This window comes from Priestia veravalensis, from assembly GCF_001457055.1.
GTDB classification, from domain to species: domain Bacteria; phylum Bacillota; class Bacilli; order Bacillales; family Bacillaceae_H; genus Priestia; species Priestia flexa.
Genome location: NZ_KQ758628.1, coordinates 19,456 through 37,144, shown reverse-complemented (window position 1 = coordinate 37,144; position 17,689 = coordinate 19,456). Strand labels below are relative to the sequence as shown.

General features: G+C 37.8%; 18 protein-coding genes and 1 pseudogene. 11 read left to right on the top strand and 8 right to left on the bottom strand.

The annotated features are described in order from the left end of the window. Positions 1–42: 42 nt before the first annotated feature. The 5 genes and pseudogenes from AS180_RS02145 to AS180_RS02125 all read right to left on the bottom strand — a co-directional run bounded on the left by AS180_RS02145 (position 43) and on the right by AS180_RS02125 (position 4,920). Positions 43–1,044: an ABC transporter substrate-binding protein gene (locus AS180_RS02145; RefSeq protein ID WP_062686294.1), complete on the bottom strand. Its 1,002-nt coding sequence runs from the start codon at positions 1,042–1,044 to the stop codon at positions 43–45. 17 nt (positions 1,045–1,061) lie between these two features. Beyond that, on the bottom strand, positions 1,062–1,910 hold the full coding sequence (locus tag AS180_RS02140; RefSeq protein ID WP_025908039.1) for an ABC transporter permease: 849 nt from the start codon (positions 1,908–1,910) through the stop codon (positions 1,062–1,064). Positions 1,911–1,922: 12 nt separating this feature from the next. Next, positions 1,923–3,269 (bottom strand): FAD-binding oxidoreductase, encoded by a 1,347-nt coding sequence (locus tag AS180_RS02135; protein WP_025908040.1) that lies wholly within the window; start codon positions 3,267–3,269, stop codon positions 1,923–1,925. A gap of 12 nt (positions 3,270–3,281) precedes the next feature. Next, the gene (locus AS180_RS02130; RefSeq protein WP_374699983.1) at positions 3,282–4,079 is read right to left on the bottom strand and encodes an ABC transporter ATP-binding protein; all 798 of its coding nucleotides are present in this window, start codon (positions 4,077–4,079) and stop codon (positions 3,282–3,284) included. 25 nt (positions 4,080–4,104) lie between these two features. Then, positions 4,105–4,920 (bottom strand): annotated as a pseudogene (locus AS180_RS02125) (creatininase family protein). 355 nt (positions 4,921–5,275) lie between these two features. Between AS180_RS02125 and AS180_RS02120 the strand changes: the two are divergent. After that, on the top strand, positions 5,276–6,304 hold the full coding sequence (locus tag AS180_RS02120; RefSeq protein WP_025908043.1) for an LLM class flavin-dependent oxidoreductase: 1,029 nt from the start codon (positions 5,276–5,278) through the stop codon (positions 6,302–6,304). On the opposite strand, the gene AS180_RS02115 is transcribed toward AS180_RS02120, so the two are convergent. After that, positions 6,228–6,641 (bottom strand): GRAM domain-containing protein, encoded by a 414-nt coding sequence (locus tag AS180_RS02115; protein WP_062686292.1) that lies wholly within the window; start codon positions 6,639–6,641, stop codon positions 6,228–6,230. The two genes, AS180_RS02120 and AS180_RS02115, sit on opposite strands and share 77 nt — an antisense overlap. Positions 6,642–6,803: 162 nt before the next feature. Here AS180_RS02115 and AS180_RS02110 point away from each other — a divergent pair, with 162 nt between their 5' ends. The 9 genes from AS180_RS02110 (at position 6,804) to AS180_RS21380 (ending at position 15,142) form a co-directional block, all read left to right on the top strand. After that, on the top strand, positions 6,804–7,358 hold the full coding sequence (locus tag AS180_RS02110) for a serine/threonine-protein kinase (protein WP_025908044.1): 555 nt from the start codon (positions 6,804–6,806) through the stop codon (positions 7,356–7,358). A gap of 131 nt (positions 7,359–7,489) precedes the next feature. After that, entirely contained in the window at positions 7,490–8,146 is a 657-nt protein-coding gene (locus AS180_RS02105; protein WP_025908045.1) for a PIG-L deacetylase family protein, read from the top strand. After that, positions 8,143–9,468, top strand: coding sequence for a glycosyltransferase family 4 protein (locus AS180_RS02100; protein WP_035320038.1), 1,326 nt, complete (start codon positions 8,143–8,145; stop codon positions 9,466–9,468). The genes AS180_RS02105 and AS180_RS02100 overlap by 4 nt, the downstream gene beginning before the upstream one ends. Then, complete coding sequence (locus AS180_RS02095; RefSeq protein WP_061785427.1) at positions 9,465–10,643, top strand: carboxylate--amine ligase; 1,179 nt, start codon at positions 9,465–9,467, stop codon at positions 10,641–10,643. Before AS180_RS02100 ends, AS180_RS02095 begins: the two co-directional genes overlap by 4 nt. A 3-nt stretch (positions 10,644–10,646) precedes the next feature. Next, positions 10,647–11,708, top strand: coding sequence for a protein kinase family protein (locus AS180_RS02090; RefSeq protein WP_025908048.1), 1,062 nt, complete (start codon positions 10,647–10,649; stop codon positions 11,706–11,708). Positions 11,709–11,792: 84 nt separating this feature from the next. After that, the gene (locus tag AS180_RS02085) at positions 11,793–13,067 is read left to right on the top strand and encodes a glycosyltransferase family 4 protein (RefSeq protein ID WP_025908049.1); all 1,275 of its coding nucleotides are present in this window, start codon (positions 11,793–11,795) and stop codon (positions 13,065–13,067) included. A gap of 18 nt (positions 13,068–13,085) precedes the next feature. Beyond that, positions 13,086–14,003: an NAD-dependent epimerase/dehydratase family protein gene (locus AS180_RS02080; protein ID WP_061785429.1), complete on the top strand. Its 918-nt coding sequence runs from the start codon at positions 13,086–13,088 to the stop codon at positions 14,001–14,003. A gap of 117 nt (positions 14,004–14,120) precedes the next feature. Then, entirely contained in the window at positions 14,121–14,402 is a 282-nt protein-coding gene (locus AS180_RS02075; RefSeq protein ID WP_025908051.1) for a hypothetical protein, read from the top strand. 128 nt (positions 14,403–14,530) lie between these two features. Next, positions 14,531–15,142, top strand: a complete 612-nt coding sequence (locus AS180_RS21380) for a DUF998 domain-containing protein (RefSeq protein WP_174521183.1) — start codon at positions 14,531–14,533, stop codon at positions 15,140–15,142. On the opposite strand, the gene AS180_RS02070 is transcribed toward AS180_RS21380, so the two are convergent. After that, entirely contained in the window at positions 15,085–15,609 is a 525-nt protein-coding gene (locus AS180_RS02070) for an MBL fold metallo-hydrolase (RefSeq protein WP_025908053.1), read from the bottom strand. The two genes, AS180_RS21380 and AS180_RS02070, sit on opposite strands and share 58 nt — an antisense overlap. A 133-nt stretch (positions 15,610–15,742) precedes the next feature. Here AS180_RS02070 and AS180_RS02065 point away from each other — a divergent pair, with 133 nt between their 5' ends. After that, positions 15,743–16,150 (top strand): VOC family protein, encoded by a 408-nt coding sequence (locus AS180_RS02065; protein ID WP_025908054.1) that lies wholly within the window; start codon positions 15,743–15,745, stop codon positions 16,148–16,150. Positions 16,151–16,341: 191 nt separating this feature from the next. On the opposite strand, the gene AS180_RS02060 is transcribed toward AS180_RS02065, so the two are convergent. Further along, positions 16,342–17,571 carry a Zn-dependent hydrolase gene (locus tag AS180_RS02060; protein ID WP_025908055.1) on the bottom strand — a complete coding sequence of 410 codons (1,230 nt, stop codon included), beginning with the start codon at positions 17,569–17,571 and terminating at the stop codon, positions 16,342–16,344. Between the last annotated feature and the right edge of the window lie 118 nt (positions 17,572–17,689).

Here is a 17,689-nt window from a genome sequence, read left to right as displayed (position 1 = left end):
AAAAGAGAAGATCTACTCTTCTCTTTTCTCTACATTTACGGTTTATTTCTTTAAAAATTCTGTTGTAAAAATCCCCTTAATATCTTCTTTATTTTTAATAATCCCTAAGTCAAGAAGCTGCATTTGAAGTTTATCCCAGCGCTCCGCTGACATATAACCGAAACCTCTTTCAGCAGCATCTCCTCCGAAGATCAATTCTTCTTGTGCTTTTGCACCATATTCCATCGCTTCCATCTTCAAGTCTGGATTTCTCTCTTGAAGGAACGGATTGATTTCATCTGAACTTTCTCGGTAATACTCCCAGCCTTTTACCGTAGCATTCATAAATGATTGAACCACTTCAGGGTTTTCTTTAATCATCTTTTCAGTTGTAAAAATCACGTTTGCATACGTTTCAAATCCAGCATCATGAATGAATAAATAATCGTTTTCTATTCCTTCTTGTTCAAGAGAAAACGGCTCTGACGTCACGTACCCTTGTGTGACCGCATTTTCATCCTCAATAAAGGTTGCTAATGAGCCCGTATACGCACGATCTTTTACCCTATCTAAGTTATAGGCTTTTTTAATATATTCCCAATAACCACTCCCTGGTGCTGTATACACTGTCTTTTCGTTCAGCTCCTTAAAATCTCCTACCGTTCCTTTATGGGTAATTAATACCTGCGGGCTTTTTTGAAAAATTGCTCCAATCGCAACAAGAGGTATTCCCTTATCTCTTGCAATTAAAATATCTTCCGCTTGCGTATAACCAAATTCAGCCTTTCCAGAAGCAACGACTTGGGTTGATGAAATTTGAGGTCCTCCCGGTTCAATTATCATGTCGAGACCTTGTTCTTTATAAAAACCTTTTTTTAATGCCGCGTAGTTACCGCCATGTTCAGGTTGTGCAAACCAGTTTGTAATAAGGGTTGCCGTCTCCAATTTTTTCTCAGTATTATCACTCCCAGACGTCTCTTCACTTCCACATCCTGCCAGAAATAATGACAGTGATACAGCACCAATTAAACCGATTTTTTTTAAAACCCCTTGTTTCACACTCATTTCCCCCTTTTAGAAAATTAGTTCTCTCTCTTCATTTCCGACTCATGCCATGAACCTAACAAAAGCTTAGAAAATAAATTGACCAGCAAGAAAAAGCCAATACCTAAAACAGATGCGGAAATACCACAAGCGAATAGGTATGCCGTTTCCATCCGAGAGGAAGCTACCGTAATGGCATAGCCTAAACCACCGTCGCCCCCACCAATACCGGCTATGTATTCTCCTACGATTGCTCCTACAACTGCTAAGGTACAGGAAATTTTCAATCCTGCCATGATATAAGGAAGAGCAGCTGGAATTCGCACTTTCCACATAATTTGCCAAGGTGACGCTTGGTACAGCTTTAACAAATTAATCATGCCACGATCCGTTGCGTTTAAGCCAATGAGCGTGTTGGATAGCATAGGGAAAAAGCCAATTGTAAACGCAATGATCACAATAGCATTCATACCTGAACCAAACCAAATCACGATGATAGGTGCAATGGCCACAATCGGAATAGTCTGTAATAAAATGGCGTAGGGGTATAAGCTGCGTTCTAGAAGCTTAGAGCTAGACATCAATAGCGCGCCAACCACTCCACCTATTACGCTAAACATAAACCCGAGCATCGACTCTGTGATTGTTCGAATAACAGCACCGCTTAGGTTACTCCAATTCATTACGGCAGCTTCTACAATATCCATTGGTTTTGGCAATAAGTAAGGTGGAATTTGAAGCAGCTGGGTACCAAACTGCCAAAATAGCATAAAAAGCATAAATACGATAACTGGTGGAAGATACGTATTCAATATTGGCCACGTGTTTTTCTTATAGGTGACGTTTACTTCTTGAACTCGATTTAACTCCTGATGCGAATGTTCCATGTTTTCCCCCTCCTATAACTGAAATTCTTGGACTTCTTTAGCCGTCGGCAACTTACCAGGATTCAATAAGTTATAAGGGTCGTTTAGCTCTTTTCGTTTTAATAACTCTTTCATTCTCATGTTGTATCCACCAAACCCGAGTATATATGTGTGCGGATCATTAATTTCTACTTCAATCGTTTTACAAAACTGGATGATTTCATATAACCTCTCTTTTGACTGATATTTCACCACCGGTAGTGAAGCGGGTACAATTTCTCCTTGAATTTTAATGTATTCAAAGTGAAACTGAATTTCATCACCAAATTTACTTCGAAGGTCTGCCATCTGCTCAAATATTCGATCAGTTTGAAAGCGAGCCTGCAAGTAGGTTAAATTGTCTCCATGCTTATGAGCCCATAATGTCGCATGATTCCATGTAAAATCAGAAAGCTTTAGTCCTTTTTGATAGTTTTCAGCAGGAATTGTGTATCCTATGTCTCCATCATATTTATCTGCCAAACAATCTAATAGATGAACTGATTTTTCGTCAATTTCAAGCATAACAATTGACTGACCTTCCCGTAATACTTTCTTCAAGGGGTGAAAGTGAGCTGGAATTGGCCATTCACACACGGAAACCAAACGCTTAAGGATTTCTTCACTATGGGCTAGTTCATCGCTAAACTTAATAGCTTCACGAAAATCATGAAAGAAAACGATATGTTGTGACCATGACACCTTTGGTTCTATCGGCAGCTTCACTTCAACAATAAGACCGGTTGTGCCATAATTGTGAATGTACCGCTGCATGTCATCACCTGAAACAGTTAACAGCTGGGGCATTTCCTCAACGGTCATAACCGTAACGCTACTTACATTATCGTCCCATAAATTCCCCCAACGAATCGATCCGATTCCACCGGAGCCTCCGCATAAGAATCCCCCCACCGTTGCCTTCATATAAGTGCTCGGAAAAATACGAAGTTCCCGATTGTTTTGACGCAGCGTCTTTTCCAATACACCTAAGCGAACGCCAGCCTGCACGGAAACTAAGCGATCTCCTTGCATGTCAATACGATCAAGTTTTGTTAAATCAATAACGATTCCACCTTGTAATGGAATTGCTTGGCCGTAGTTTCCTGTTCCCGCTCCTCTTGGCGTAATAGCTACTTTATTTTTAACGGCAAACGAAACGATACGCTGTAGTTCATCGATTGATGTAGGCGCAATTGCACAATCGGCGATTTTATTTTTAAGCTGCTCATACAGTACTGGAGAATACCAATAGTAGTCTTTTGATAGCTTTTCTCTTAAGACCTCGTTTACAATAACAGCATCAGTTCCAAACTCATTTATGAATTCTTGTAACCACACCATAAATCACCTCATTTAAAATTTTAAATCGTGAGATACGTTAGCAACGATACTACTAAACTGTGGATCTGTCCGAATTTCTGCTTTACGAGGGAAGGGCAGATTCACTTCTACCATGGATTCAATTTTACCCGGACTAGGCGTCATTACCGCAATTTTGGTCGATAGATACACAGCTTCAAATACATTGTGTGTAATAAAAAGCACCGTCATCTTTTCGTTTTCCCAAATTCGCAATAACTCACTTTGTAAATTTTGCCTTGTAATTTCATCAAGAGCACCAAACGGCTCGTCCATCAACAAAAGCTTCGGCTTTGCAATTAATGCTCTGGCAATAGAAACACGCATTTTCATTCCACCTGATAATTCTCGAGGTAGCGCTTTTGTATACTCTTTCAGCCCTACCATTTCTAGTACTTTATAAGCGCGCTCCTTCTTTTCAGAATGGGCTATATTACGAAACTCTAGAGGAAGCATTACATTATCAATAACTGACCTCCATGGTAGTAACGTAGCATCTTGAAACACAAAAGCCACATCCGTACTTTCTTTTTGAGCGTCACGAGGTGTCTTTCCAAGAATGTCAACGTGACCACTTGTTTGATCAATCAGTCCTGAAATCATTTTAAAAATAGTTGATTTTCCACAACCTGAGGGGCCGACAAATGAAACGAATTCTCCTTGTTGAATCGTCAAATTAACATCTTTGACAGCGACTTTACCGTTTGCATACATTTTATTAACTCGGTTCATTTGTACAATTGTGGGGCTACTCTCGCGCTTTACCTCATTTACTTGATTCACCTGCTGAATGCTCACGATATTCGACCACCTCGCTTCATTTATTTACATAGTCTTTCTTTAAATCACCTAATGAAAAATGCTTCATTTCTTTTAATGTTTTAACAAGCTCACTCACGATGAGTTCTTTCATCATTTTCCCTTTTTCTTTCGTTGCCTGTCTGGCATCTCCAGCTATACCCGTGTTTGAAATATCGTTCATTACCCAGGCAAAGTAGCTATTTCCTTTCAAATGTAAATGATGGTTATTGGATAAATTAACAAACTCTGTTGGACTTTTATCAAATTGCACCCAATCCCCCTTCAACTCCATTATTAATGATGTTTCCACTTCACCTCCATGTATCCCAAAGCGCTGTTCTTGTTGTGAAATTAAGCGGTTGACTGCTTCAAATCCAGGATTTAACCGAAATACCATCAAGCCAGTTTCTATGCGTATTTCTCTCGCCATCATATTGAGCAGGTCATGATTTCCGCCGTGTGTGTTGAAAAGCAAAAGCTTTTTAAAGCCACTTTTACAGACGCTGATAGCTAAATCCATTACAACTGCTTGTAATGTAGAAGCTGATAAGCTCATTGTTCCCGATAGACCTAGATGCTCATTGCTTTTACCATAAGGAATGGCTGGAAGAACCCAAATATTTTCGTGCTGAAGCTGAAGCATTGCTTCTTCTCAAAGCCCTTCTGCAATTAAAGTATCGGTATAAACAGGAAGATGCGGACCATGTTGTTCAACTGCACCGATTGGTAAAATGACTAGTGCGTCCTCTTTAGAGAGGTGCTCAATATCTACACTCGATAATCTTGGTAAGAAATTTTCTTCAAATGCGAAACCACTATACCGTTTGTTCATCACACTTTCACCTCTTCGGAAGATTATTTATTTTCTGAAAATTTAACATATAATGTAATAAGATATAACATTTTTGTGTAATAAGTTTATTTTATTACATTAATTTTCAAGAATCATTAACATAAATGATAATTTTAAAATTTCTAATTAGCCATAATCACCAAATATTTTATTCTTTTTATTATTTTTTGTAAGAAAACCTAACATAATATAACTAAATTATCGAATTATTTTCTGTTTAAACACAGGCATTTTATTTTTCTCTCTTTCACATTCTTGTTACAATGAAACCTGCAGATAGTTCGATGATTATCGAATAATTAAATTATTATTATTACGGAAAGAGGATGAGTATATGTCGATGGACCAACATCCAAACAGTCAAAAAAACATTCCAATTTCAGTGCTTGATTTGTCACCTGTTTTGGAAGGCAGCACGGTGGCTGATGCACTTAGAAATACGCTAGACTTAGCACAACACGTCGAAAAATGGGGATACAATCGCTACTGGTTAGCCGAGCATCATAATATGTCAGGAATTGCAAGCTCCGCTACTTCTGTCGTAATTGGCCATGTCGCTGCTGGTACATCTACCATTCGAGTGGGTTCAGGTGGCATTATGTTACCTAATCACTCACCGCTTGTTATTGCAGAACATTTCGGAACATTAGAATCCCTTTTTCCCGGTCGAATTGACTTAGGCCTAGGTCGCGCTCCTGGCACGGATCAATTAACCGCCCAAGCTTTAAGAAGAGGACGCATGAGTGATGGTCAAGATTTTCCAGATTTGTTAGATGAACTGAGAGCATATCTTGCCGTTCCATCTGATGAGCATCCACTACCAGTGAGAGCTGTTCCTGGAGAAGGTCTTGAAGTGCCAATTTGGTTACTTGGCTCAAGTGGATTTAGTGCACAGTTAGCGGCTCAGCTTGGCTTACCATTTTCATTTGCAAGCCACTTTTCACCGAACAATACGCTTGGAGCGCTTCAAATGTACCGCCGCTACTTCCAACCGTCTGAAGTATTGGATAAACCATATGCAATGTTAGGCGTTAACGTAATTGCAGCGGATACAGATAGAGAAGCGGAACGATTAGCAACGTCGCTTCAACAGCAGTTCTTAAACTTAATTCGCAACAAGCCAGGCAAACTTAAAGCACCTGTTGACAATATGGACAAGATTTGGAGTGAATTTGAAAAGGCAACTCTACAGCAACAGTTAGGTTCATCCATCATCGGCGGACCAGAAACTGTAAAGAGAAAGCTTGAAAGCTTTATTGCTGAAACAAATGCTGATGAATTGATGATCAACGCACAAATATACGACCACAAAGCGCGATTACGCTCATATGAAATTGTTTCTGAAGTAATGAATAGTAAATAAAGAAAAGCCGAACGTTGTCACAAACGTTCGGCTTTTCTTTATTTATTGCTTGTTCGATATCTTCCCCCCGCTGGCTTGCTTTGTTCACAACATACCGAAGCTCTTCTCCATCGTTTGTAGTTATTTTTAGACCGTTTTTTAACAAAGGCACTCCTAATAATTTGTTACGGACTCTCTCTACCGTTTCAATATCTGCCAAGTCCAATGTTACAGTACCTCGTTGAACATTAATCGCATGTGATTTATGTATAAGCTCCGTTGAAGTTAGGTATAGTTTACCTCCTACCCCTTTCATTAAATTGGCAAGTCCTGTTCGAATATATGATTCCTCAGACATATTTTTTGTTCTTCTCCTTTCTTTCCTTTTTATAGAAATTTTTATTATCTTCTCATATTTTTAATATGCACAGAAATTAACGGTTCCATTTCCATAACCTGTCTCATAAACTATTAAGAAAAAGTAAATTAAGTAACATTTAAGAAAAGAGGCTTAATCAATATGAAATATCCCCTTATTAGGCAACGAAGAATTTCCTTTAGTAGCCTACGCGACCATAATCTAATCGGTAGCGGAAAAGATGGCCAAGTATATCATCTTAAAAATGGCAAATGTATCAAAATTTACTACAATGAAGCAACACAACAAAAAGAGCTACAAGCATTAAAGCTAGGTCAAAGTTCTTCCGTCATCCCAAGGATTTATGAAGCTGGCTATAATTACATTATTTTAGAATATATTGAATCTATTTCTCTAGCTAGATATATAAAAAGAACGAACAGCCTACCCTTTTCCTTAGTTAAGGAAATTATTTTACTTCTTGATGAACTTCAAAGGGTTGGTTTTACTAGATGGGATGCAGAGGTTCGACATATTTTAATTACAAAAGATGGACATTTGAAGGTTATTGATTTAAAACGAGCATTAACTTCTGATACAAAAGTTCCTACTAAGCTTTTTCAAGGTTTAGAAAAATTAGGGGTTTTAGACTTATTCTTTAAGCATTTACGTGATCTACGTCCAGACCTTCATTTGAAATGGAGCTCTTATCAGTAATTTGCTTTCAAAGTAGAAAAATTCTATTGGTAATTATCAACTTTTTTCCGCTAATGCCGGTTGCTTTTCAACCATACGTTTGCATATATTAACCGTAATAGAGACAGAAGGCTATAAGGAGTGACATCGGAATGAAAGATTATATATTAGTTATCGGAGCTCACCCTGATGACGAACTATTAGGATCTGCAGGAACTCTCAAACGATTGATCGATCAAGGATATACGGTCGTATCTGTTGTTACAGCGTTAGGGCGTAAAGAAGAAGCTCATCATATTCAAGCGTTTGGCCGTCTCGCTAACAAAAAGCTCGGCATTGAAGAAGTTATTTTTCTCGGTCATAAAAATTTAGAGTTAGAAATGATGCCTCGTCACAAGTTGACAAAAGACATTGAAGCATTAATTACAAAATATAATCCAAGTAAAATTTTCACTCACCACTACGGTGATATGAACATCGATCACCGTATTACATTTGAAGCGGTGTTAACCGCGACTCGCCCGCTTCCTAATAAAAAACCAATCGAGCTCATTACATTTGAAACAGTATCTTCTACCGAATGGAATACCTATACACACGATCAAGTATTTAAACCAAATTATTTTGTAAATGTTACCGATACAATGGATTTAAAAGTGGAAGCGCTAAAAGAATATGACGTGGAAATGCGTGATTTCCCACACCCAAGATCATATGAGGGAGTAAAAGCATTAGCAAAGGTTCGGGGAATGACCGTTGGTGTACCGTATGCTGAAGCGTTTGAAATTATAAGGAGGGTTTGGTTGTGAAATACAGTGGCAACATCCCATATCCATATATAATTGATACGTTGGATACATTTTATGGGATTAATAATAAAAGTGATGTGGAAGAATACAGTTCAACTCAACCTAGCAAAAAGTTAAAATCTATGAAAAAACAAAATTCACAAAAGCGCAGGCTTTCGATTTTAATTACAACATTTTGGGATTATCCTCACACAGGTGGTTTATCTAACTATATCTCAGAGCTAAGCGCTACTTTACGGAGCCAAGGTCATTATGTGGATGTCATTTCTCCTCGTAAGTTTCCATCTTTAAAAAAAGAAGAAATGCGCAATGAAATTGTTCCTGAGCTTGAAGACTTTTTTTCAACCCGTTATGGCGAAGTAAACAAACTTATTTTAAAAAACCAACGTTTACTTTATATCTATGAACAAATGTTAAAGACCGTAGATTTAGAAAAATATGATATCCTCCATGCTCAAGATTTATTCACCGCAAATATTTTAGGGAAATTTAACAAGTCTCTTCAGAAACCTCTCTTCTATACTCCTCACGGCATGTATACTTTTAACCGCTTAAAATTCAATATTTTTGATAAAGGATCGGTTGAAGAAGCGTATTACCTACGCATGGAGCAGCAAGCTGTTTCATTTGCCAGCCATATTATCATTTTACATGATGGATTTCGCCCACCACTTGAAAGTATTGGTGCCAAACAAGAACATATGACAACAGTTTACACCGGGATTGAAAATAAGATGTACCCTAAAAAGCATAAAGCAAAAGATGACAAGATTACCATTGCATCAATTGCTAGACTAGGCCCTAGAAAAGGCCATAGAGATTTATTAAGTGCCCTGTCTACTATTAATCATCTAGATAACGTAGAAGTGCTTATTGTAGGTGACGGAGAAATGCGCGAAGAGTTGGAAGAACAAAAGGAAAAATTCCATTTGGACATGGTTCATTTTCTTGGAACTCGAACCGATATTCCAGAAATCTTACACGAAACCGACATTTTTGTTCTCGCAACGCTAAACGATAGCTTGCCTCTATCTATTATTGAAGCAATGCATGCTCAAACGGCAATCATTTCAACAGAATGCGGAGGCATCCCAGAGATTATTAAGCATAATAAAACTGGAATTATTATTGAACCAGGAGACACCGAAACGTTAGCTAGAGCACTTTCCTTTTTCATCGCTAATACAAAGGCGCGTGCTCGAATGGCCGCCAATGCAAAGCGTTTCGCAAACGCCAACCTGACAAACGTGAAAATGGTGTCTTTTATAAGCAACCTTTATTCTCAAGCGCTTGCCGCTTTTAAAGTAGGTGAAAAAATATGAATGACAAACATGCTGCCGTAGTACTCGACCTTAGCGCAAACGGCTTAGGAATTATTAAAAGGTTAGCAGAACGGAACATTGAAATATATGCTTTTGATACAGAAAAGTCTTACCGAATTGGAAAAACAAAATTAGCTACCTGTAGCCCTTGTCCAAGTCCTCTTACCGAAGAAAAAGAGCTGCTAGATGTGCTCATTACACTTGGAAAGAAACAGAAACATAAACCTGTATTATATACGGGTGCTGATGATTATGTCATATTTATTTCCAAATACCGTAAGGAACTTTCCAATTATTTTTTATTCTTATTTCCTGATCATGATGTAATTGAGCAAGTGCTAGATAAACAGCGAGCTTATAATCTTGCTTTGAAACATAACATCCCCTGCCCTAAAACGTTTATTATTAAAAATGAAGATGATATGAAGACAGCGATAGAGACGTTAGAGTTTCCATGCATTTTAAAGCCTGTGCTTGGCCATGAATTTCGAAAGATTATTAATAAAAAAGCAATCTTAATCCAAACTGCTGAACAACTCCAAGCAGAATACCCTACCTATCAACAAGCTGGAGATTTAATTGTACAAGAAATTATTCCAGGCGATAACAGCTGTTTTTATAAGGTAGCCACTTTTTTTGATGAAAATATGAATTTACTTGCTCAGTTTTCACTCCAAAAAAATCATCAGTTTCCAGCTCAGTTTGGCACTGGAGCGCATATTGTCAGTAAGACCGTTCCTGAATTATTTGATATTTGCCTCCCATTCTTTAAAGCCATTCACTTAAAGGGCGTTGCGATGGCTGAGTTTAAAAAAGACCCGAGAGATGGTGTTTATAAATTCATTGAAATAAACCCTCGTTTTTGGCTCACCCACAGCTTAACAGGTGCAGCTGGAATCGACTTTGTTTACCTCTACTATTTATCAATGACAGAACAACAACCGATTCCCCATCTCGTTCAAAAAGATGGAGTGAAGTGGATTTATCTCGTGCGCTATTACTTAACTTACCTAACGAAGCGAAAACAAGAAGGCATGACGTTACGAGATTTCCTATCAGGTTTTAAAGGCGAAAAAGAATGGGCATTGTTCAGCTTACGAGATCCAATGCCCTTTGTTCGAAGTGCTTATTCACATTTAGTCAACGCATGGAAAAACAAGCGAAAGGAGAAATAAGAAATGTATCAACCAAAAGAATTATATTCAACGTTTCAGCTCTTAAAAATCGAAGAAAAGCTATCAGCATCTATCGGGGAAAAAATCATGATTGATTCCACCGACTTGAAATGCTTAAAATCTACAACGCGAAGTAGTATTTATAAACTGGTTGTGAGCACAAAACATAATTCTTTTCCACTTATCTTTAAAACGTATAGTAAGAATAATTATAAAAACGACATTGAAATCAATATGTATACAAAAGGTTATTCCAAGTTAAAGTCTTTTTTTCCAACTATTTACTTAGTGGAAGAATATAAAGAAGAAACGTGGATATTCATGGAATTTGTGCAACAAGTTCGAGGTCAACTAGTATTCACACCAAAGCATTTTCAATCCATTATTCCATCGGTAGCAAAACTGCATGCTAATACGTTTGACAGTCATTTTAATGAACAGGCAATGGAATGGAGCTCTTGGCTACCTATTTATGATTCATTCACTATGCGAAAAGAACGCTCAAAAGCGATTGCTAACACGATGAATTTCCTTCAAGAATCCTCAAAAAACCGAGAACTCAAATCCATTCTTTCACCTCATAAAAGTTCTTTATATAAAATATACGAAAAGGGTCCTGATTTTTTTCCAGAGTTATTAGAAAGTGGTTCTGCCCTAACTCATGGCGATTTGCACATGCAAAACATATGTAGCCATGAAACGGTAAAAAACGGCCCTTGGCCAATTCAATTTATCGATTGGGAGTCTGCTAAATACGCTCCTTCTTGGCTAGATTTAATCGTATTAGTTGAGCTGTTAATTGCTTTTCGAAAAGACTGGCAAAAAGACGGCAATTCTATTCGAACAGAGTGCATTAAAGCCTACCTTCAAGAGATGAAAAAACACGGCATTTCCTTTAAAGAAAATCCGACCCACCTTTATAAAATGGCATATTTGCAGCGAACTCTTGAAAAGGGATTACAAACACAACTGCGAAGAATTTATGAAAATCGTGGTGGTGAGCTATTACCTTATCACCTTCATAAACTTAAAACCTGGGGTAAAGACCTTGGAATTTATAAATAGTAAGCGAACGAATCGAGGTGTTATGTTATGAACGATTCTTTTTCGACAAATCTACCTCCGTTTTTCCCTGATTTACTCCACACCATGGATCAGTTTTATGCTATTTCATCAAATAATCCAGCTTTCATTTCCAAACCAGGATTCCAAACTGCAAAAGCACTCATCAGAAAGCCAAAGCTTCGTATTTTGTATGTCACCTTTTTACGCTACCCTAATACAGGAGGTTTAGCTCACTATATCAACCATGTTAAAGATGGTTTTTCAGAGCTGGACTATCACGTTGATGTACTCTCACCTCTTAGCATGTCGAAAGAAGAGCTTGAGATCCATATTCCAGTTCAAGCTTCAAAAGCAAAAGAGTTTATGAGCAAACGCTACGGGTTGGTTAGCGAGAAAATTGTTAAAAACACAAGCTTCCTCACTGTTTTTAACGCTTTTTTAGAAAAACAAAATCTTAAAAGTTATGATATTATTCATGCTCAAGATCTCTTCGCAGCATACCTTCTCGCTCACCTCAACCAAAAACTTCACAAACCCATTTTCTTTACTCCGCACGGTCATTTTACCAAAAGTCGCATCGATTTTTACAAGATGCAACAAGGATCCCTTGAAGAAGCCTATTTTACAGCGATTGAGAGAGCTGGCATACGAGGGGCTTTCCGAATTATCACAATCAGCGATTCATTTCATCCACGACTAAAGGAGCTTGGAGCATCAAATCAACAATTAAGGACCGTTCATACCGGCGTGAAAGTTCCTTCACTGCGTACTTCTTATAGCAAAGCAACAAATAAACTAGTTATTACATGCATCGCACGATTAGGACCTAGAAAAGGACATGAATTCTTTCTTCAAGCTCTTTCTCATCTAAAACAGTTCGAAGATTATATTGAAGTATGGATTGTGGGTGATGGTGTTATGAGAAAACATCTTGAAAAAATCCGTAGCGATTTAGACTTATCATTCGTTACGTTTTTCGGCAAACGTCATGATGTCTTTGACATTCTGCAACAATCCGATATCTACGTTCTGCCAACACTAAATGATAACCTCCCTTTATCAATCATTGAAGCAATGCATGCAAAACAAGCCATTATAACATGTGATTGTGGAGGTATACCTGAGATTGTTACAAACAGACATTCAGGACTCGTTTGTAAACCCGGAAACGTTGCTGAACTAAAGCAAGCTCTTGAAGAACTCATTTGCAATGCCGAATATCGTAAAACAATAGCGAACCAAGCCTTTGAGTTTGCAACCACTCATTTAACCGCGGATGTAATGATTGCTAAAATACAAGCAGTCTACGAAGAGTGGTGGAAGACCAATACAAAAAAGGAGAATGAATGTGATGAATAAATCAAATTGTGATAAATTATGAAGGTACTAGTGACAGGCGGAACAGGCTTTATTGGCTCTCATGTTGTTGAATGTTTATTAGAAAATGGGTATACTCCTGTTGTCCTTGATAATCTATCAAGCGGGATTAGAAGCAACCTTGCTGATGACGTTTCTTTCTACAACATGTCAATTTTGTCAAAAGAGATTGAGCAGGTATTTAAAATTGAAAAACCAGAAGTTGTTATCCACTTAGCGGCACAAGTCAATGTTTCGACTTCTTTAAAAGCCCCCGTTGAAGATGCAGCAACTAATATCTTGGGAACTATTAACTTGCTAGATATGTGTAAAAAACATGCGGTCAAAAAATTTATTTTTTCTTCTTCTAGCGCTGTATACGGTGATGCCGACACAGTGATTGATGAAGAAACACCCACATCTCCTCTTTCCTTTTACGGAACTTCAAAACTTGTATCGGAGTCTTACATTCAATTATTTCAACGGCTACACGGCCTCTCTTTTACAATTTTCCGCTATGCTAACGTATTTGGGCCACGTCAAAAATCAGACGGAGAAGGTGGCGTTATCAGCATTTTTATTAACCAATTACTAAATGGTAAAACCCCTTCTATTTTTGGGACCGGTAATCAAACTAGAGACTTTGTGTTTGTTGAAGATGTAGCGAAAGCAAATGTTCTTGCTATTAAAAGTGGTGAGAATGAAATTATTAATATTAGCTGCAATCATCAAATTAGCATTAATGAACTGTTTAAACTGTTAGCTGCGGAGATTTCTTCATCTGCTACTCCTAATTATCTACCTGGACAAAGCGGAGAGATTTTACACAGTCAATTAAACAATCAAAAAGCACTTCAAACCCTTGGATGGAAACCTTCTAGCGACATTCATACGCACTTGCTCAAAACAATTGAACACTTTCAATCCTATAGGAGCTAACACAAGAAGCTACCAGAAATTCCTGGTGGCTTTTCTAAATAAAAAGGCACAAATTGGAGACTCTAATTTTATTACTATAGAGTTATTTTTATTCCTTTCATTTGAAGGTGGGATTACATGGTCTTTCCAACAATTCACACAAACTTTTGGGATGCAATAATCGCTGTTCCATGCGTGATGATTATAACCCAACTTTTAAAAATCTTCTTCAAAATCAATAAGAAATATGTACCAACAATCGCTTTATTAATAGGGTTAACAGTTTCTATCTTTATCAGCCACCCAAAGGATTTAATCGCTGGCCTTTTTATGGGATGGTTTTATGGATATGGCGCCATTGGTTCCTATGCTTCCTTACAAACAACCCTACAAGCTTTTCGTACAGAAACAAAACAATAAAAGAGTACGTTTGAAGAACTTTATTTATCAGACCTAAGCCTTACAATAAACTCCCCTTATAGCTCTATTCTAATTAGCATTTTTTGGATATATAATAGCTGTATAACACTTTAAAAAGGGTGATTACACTGTATATACCAAAAAAAATTGGCGTTTTGAGCTGGTTTGCTACTTGCTGCTATTTTTTGATTGAACCATTCTTTATTTATACTTCTCTTGTTCCCTATAGCTTTTTATACCAAGCTATGAGTGATCTTGGTGTTACTTCATGTGGTGAATATACGTATTCACTGGCACCTTACACGATCTGTTCTCCTTTTCATCTTTGGATGAACGTCTTGTTTATTATAAACGGTTTAACTCTCGCTATTGGGATTTTGTATTTAGCACAAAACCTTGCAAAAACAAAAGTGAGACATCTAGCAACGATCTTTCTTTTACTATTGGCATTAGGAAATATCGTTTCTGGATTCATACCAGCTGATATAAATCTATTTTGGCACTCCATTGTTGCTCAGGTGGGGATGATCACTACTTTAGCCGGACTTTGGATATACGCGAAGCTTTTACCTACAGGACGCAAATGGACGCTTATTTGTTTAACCATTCTATTTATGATTCTATTACTTATAATGTTTGTTTTCTTTTTTCCAATGCCTGTCGGTTTATTACAGCGCTTATTTTATTTCGTTATTTTCATATGGGGAACCGTTCTTGCCTTCTGGGACATAAAACAATGATAAAAAGCTCCCCATAAACCAATGGCTTCAGTAGGAAATAGAGGGGATAATTTTGCTACAAGCCCCCCCTCTACTATACTATCCGGTAGTGAATAATTTTTTTGACTTGTCAAATAAGGCATTTCCAACTCATGAGCATAGACAGGAACGTTCCACTTATCAACTAGGTCAATAATAGAACCAATATGATCAAAATGAGCATGGGTCGAAACGATTGCTTTAGGCTGAGCACCCACACCGAATCGGTCTTCAATTTCCTTTAAAATCATTGGAGCCGACTCTGGCATTCCTGCATTCACTAACACAAATTCATTCTCATGTTGGGGATTACCTAAAAAGCAAATGTTTACAATCTGAATGGTATAACTATAAATATCAAGAGCTACCTCTACTCCTTTATCATTAGCTACAGATGTTACTGGAATAAACCGTTCAGTAGATGAGCTACCTTGCATTTCCATATCCATTTTATACACTCCCTTTTTTGTACCTTTTCATTGTGCACTAGTTTATACTCAGTATACATTCGTACTTGTGGTCATCTATTTGTTTTTATGATATCGTTTTACATAATAACTCTTGAGAAATGAGGAATTTATCATGATTACATACGAAGCCTTACATCACGTAAGCATAGCCGTAACAAATATTGAAAAAGCCAAACATTTTTATGGAGATGTTTTAGGATTACAAGAAATTAAGCGTCCAGATTTTGATTTCGAAGGAGCTTGGTACGGAGTTGGGAATCAACAAATCCACTTAATCGTTTTTCCTACTGCTCAAACCCTTCGTGGAACAACGGAACTAAGCAGTCGTGAAGGTCACTTTGCTCTTCGTGTAGCTGACTTTGAAGAGACGCTCCGTCATTTAACCTCTAAAGGAATTGAGACCCTTGAAAAACGAAAGAGTAAAAGCGGCTTTGCCCAAATCTTTTGTGCAGACCCTGATGGGAATTTAATTGAGCTAAATGTTGAACAGTCTTCATTAAAAAAAGAGTGTGGGACATAACAAAATGATTGCTTCTAAAAGACGAACACTAGCTGTTCCCATCTTTTTAGTTTGTCTGAACACGTTCGTTCCACCCTGTTTCCAACACTGTTTTCACAATCAACCAAAAAAACTGAACGATTAAAAGTTATGAACTCTCAATCGTTCAGGTATAGTAGAGGCTGAACTACTTATATCTCAGTCTCTTTTTTCTATTCAAGCAGCTGCATCACCGCTTCTAATAATACATTTACGCCTTGTTCACACTGCTTCCACTCAGTAAATTCCTCCTCGCAATGACTTTTACCATTCAAGCTTGGTACAAAAATCATCGCCGTCGGTACATAACTAGCAATAAACTGCGCATCGTGACCCGCTCCGCTTACCATTCGCTTATAAGAATACGTGAGGTTTTGCGTTGCTTTCTCAATAACTCCACACACTCTTTCATTAAACCATACGGTATCTCGTCCCCATTGTTTCGTTGCTTTCATCGCACAGCCTTCCGCTGCTGCTAAAGAGGATAGGTTTTTAATTATTTCTTCTACTTCTGCAATAACATTCATATCCTTGTGTCTAGCTTCAATGGTAAAAATAACTTGATTTGGGATGACGGTATGAATATTTGGCAAGACGTTCATGCGCCCCATCGTAAAAACTAGTTCTTCATCAATTGCGCTCAGTTTTTCACGCGCTTTTTGGATAATTGTATTAGTAGCGAACAGGGCATCTTTTCTCATCTTCATTGGTGTGGTGCCTGCGTGATCGGATTCACCTGTAATTTCAATTTCATAGCAAACCATCCCAAGCACACACTCCACTACTCCAATTGATAGATTTTCACTTTCCAATACAGGGCCTTGTTCAATATGTAGCTCCAAAAATGCAGCAGCTTCTGTTAAGCGGTTTGTAATATCTCCCTCATAACCACTTGCTGCTAAAGCTTGCTCAAAAGTTGTGCCTTCCACATCTTGTTTCTTTAACATTGTCTGCTTATCAAATTTCCCAGACAACACTCCTGAAGCCATCATTGAAGGTTCAAATCTAGCTCCTTCCTCGTTTGTAAAGTTCACAATCATAATGGGAACTTTCGGCTTAATGTTGTTCTCTACAAGAGTTCTTACAAGCTCTAACCCTGCCACAACTCCTAGTACGCCATCGAAGCGACCACCTTTTTTTACCGTATCGAGATGAGAACCCATGACAATAGGTGGCTTATCTTCAACTCCCGGTAAAGTTGCATAGATACATCCCATATCATCAATTTTAACTGTCATGCCTAGCTGCTCGCAGCATTCGCAGAAATAATCGCGTACCAGTCGATCTTCCTTAGATAGAGATAGCCTTGTAACACCGTTATTAATTGTTTTTCCATAGTCAGCAAATGCTTCAAGCTCTTGTTTTAACCGTTCACCGTTTACTACTAATTTTTGTCTTTGCAAAGCAACCACTCCTTCGTTTCTTCTTAAATGAATAATGTGGAAAATACTTGATGTCGAAAAATGAATATTCATTATTATGACATAAGCAACGATGCAAATCCCCTTTTATGTTAGAACT

Bases quoted from the DNA above. Each gene is read 5' to 3' on its own strand.
- AS180_RS02145 (WP_062686294.1), bottom strand. From the start codon at position 1,044: ATGAGTGTGAAACAAGGGGTTTTAAAAAAAATCGGTTTAATTGGTGCT.
- AS180_RS02140 (WP_025908039.1), bottom strand. From the start codon at position 1,910: ATGGAACATTCGCATCAGGAGTTAAATCGAGTTCAAGAAGTAAACGTC.
- AS180_RS02135 (WP_025908040.1), bottom strand. From the start codon at position 3,269: ATGGTGTGGTTACAAGAATTCATAAATGAGTTTGGAACTGATGCTGTT.
- AS180_RS02120 (WP_025908043.1), top strand. From the start codon at position 5,276: ATGTCGATGGACCAACATCCAAACAGTCAAAAAAACATTCCAATTTCA.
- AS180_RS02115 (WP_062686292.1), bottom strand. From the start codon at position 6,641: ATGTCTGAGGAATCATATATTCGAACAGGACTTGCCAATTTAATGAAA.
- AS180_RS02110 (WP_025908044.1), top strand. From the start codon at position 6,804: ATGAAATATCCCCTTATTAGGCAACGAAGAATTTCCTTTAGTAGCCTA.
- AS180_RS02105 (WP_025908045.1), top strand. From the start codon at position 7,490: ATGAAAGATTATATATTAGTTATCGGAGCTCACCCTGATGACGAACTA.
- AS180_RS02095 (WP_061785427.1), top strand. From the start codon at position 9,465: ATGAATGACAAACATGCTGCCGTAGTACTCGACCTTAGCGCAAACGGC.
- AS180_RS02090 (WP_025908048.1), top strand. From the start codon at position 10,647: ATGTATCAACCAAAAGAATTATATTCAACGTTTCAGCTCTTAAAAATC.
- AS180_RS02085 (WP_025908049.1), top strand. From the start codon at position 11,793: ATGGATCAGTTTTATGCTATTTCATCAAATAATCCAGCTTTCATTTCC.
- AS180_RS02080 (WP_061785429.1), top strand. From the start codon at position 13,086: ATGAAGGTACTAGTGACAGGCGGAACAGGCTTTATTGGCTCTCATGTT.
- AS180_RS02075 (WP_025908051.1), top strand. From the start codon at position 14,121: ATGGTCTTTCCAACAATTCACACAAACTTTTGGGATGCAATAATCGCT.
- AS180_RS02070 (WP_025908053.1), bottom strand. From the start codon at position 15,609: ATGGATATGGAAATGCAAGGTAGCTCATCTACTGAACGGTTTATTCCA.
- AS180_RS02065 (WP_025908054.1), top strand. From the start codon at position 15,743: ATGATTACATACGAAGCCTTACATCACGTAAGCATAGCCGTAACAAAT.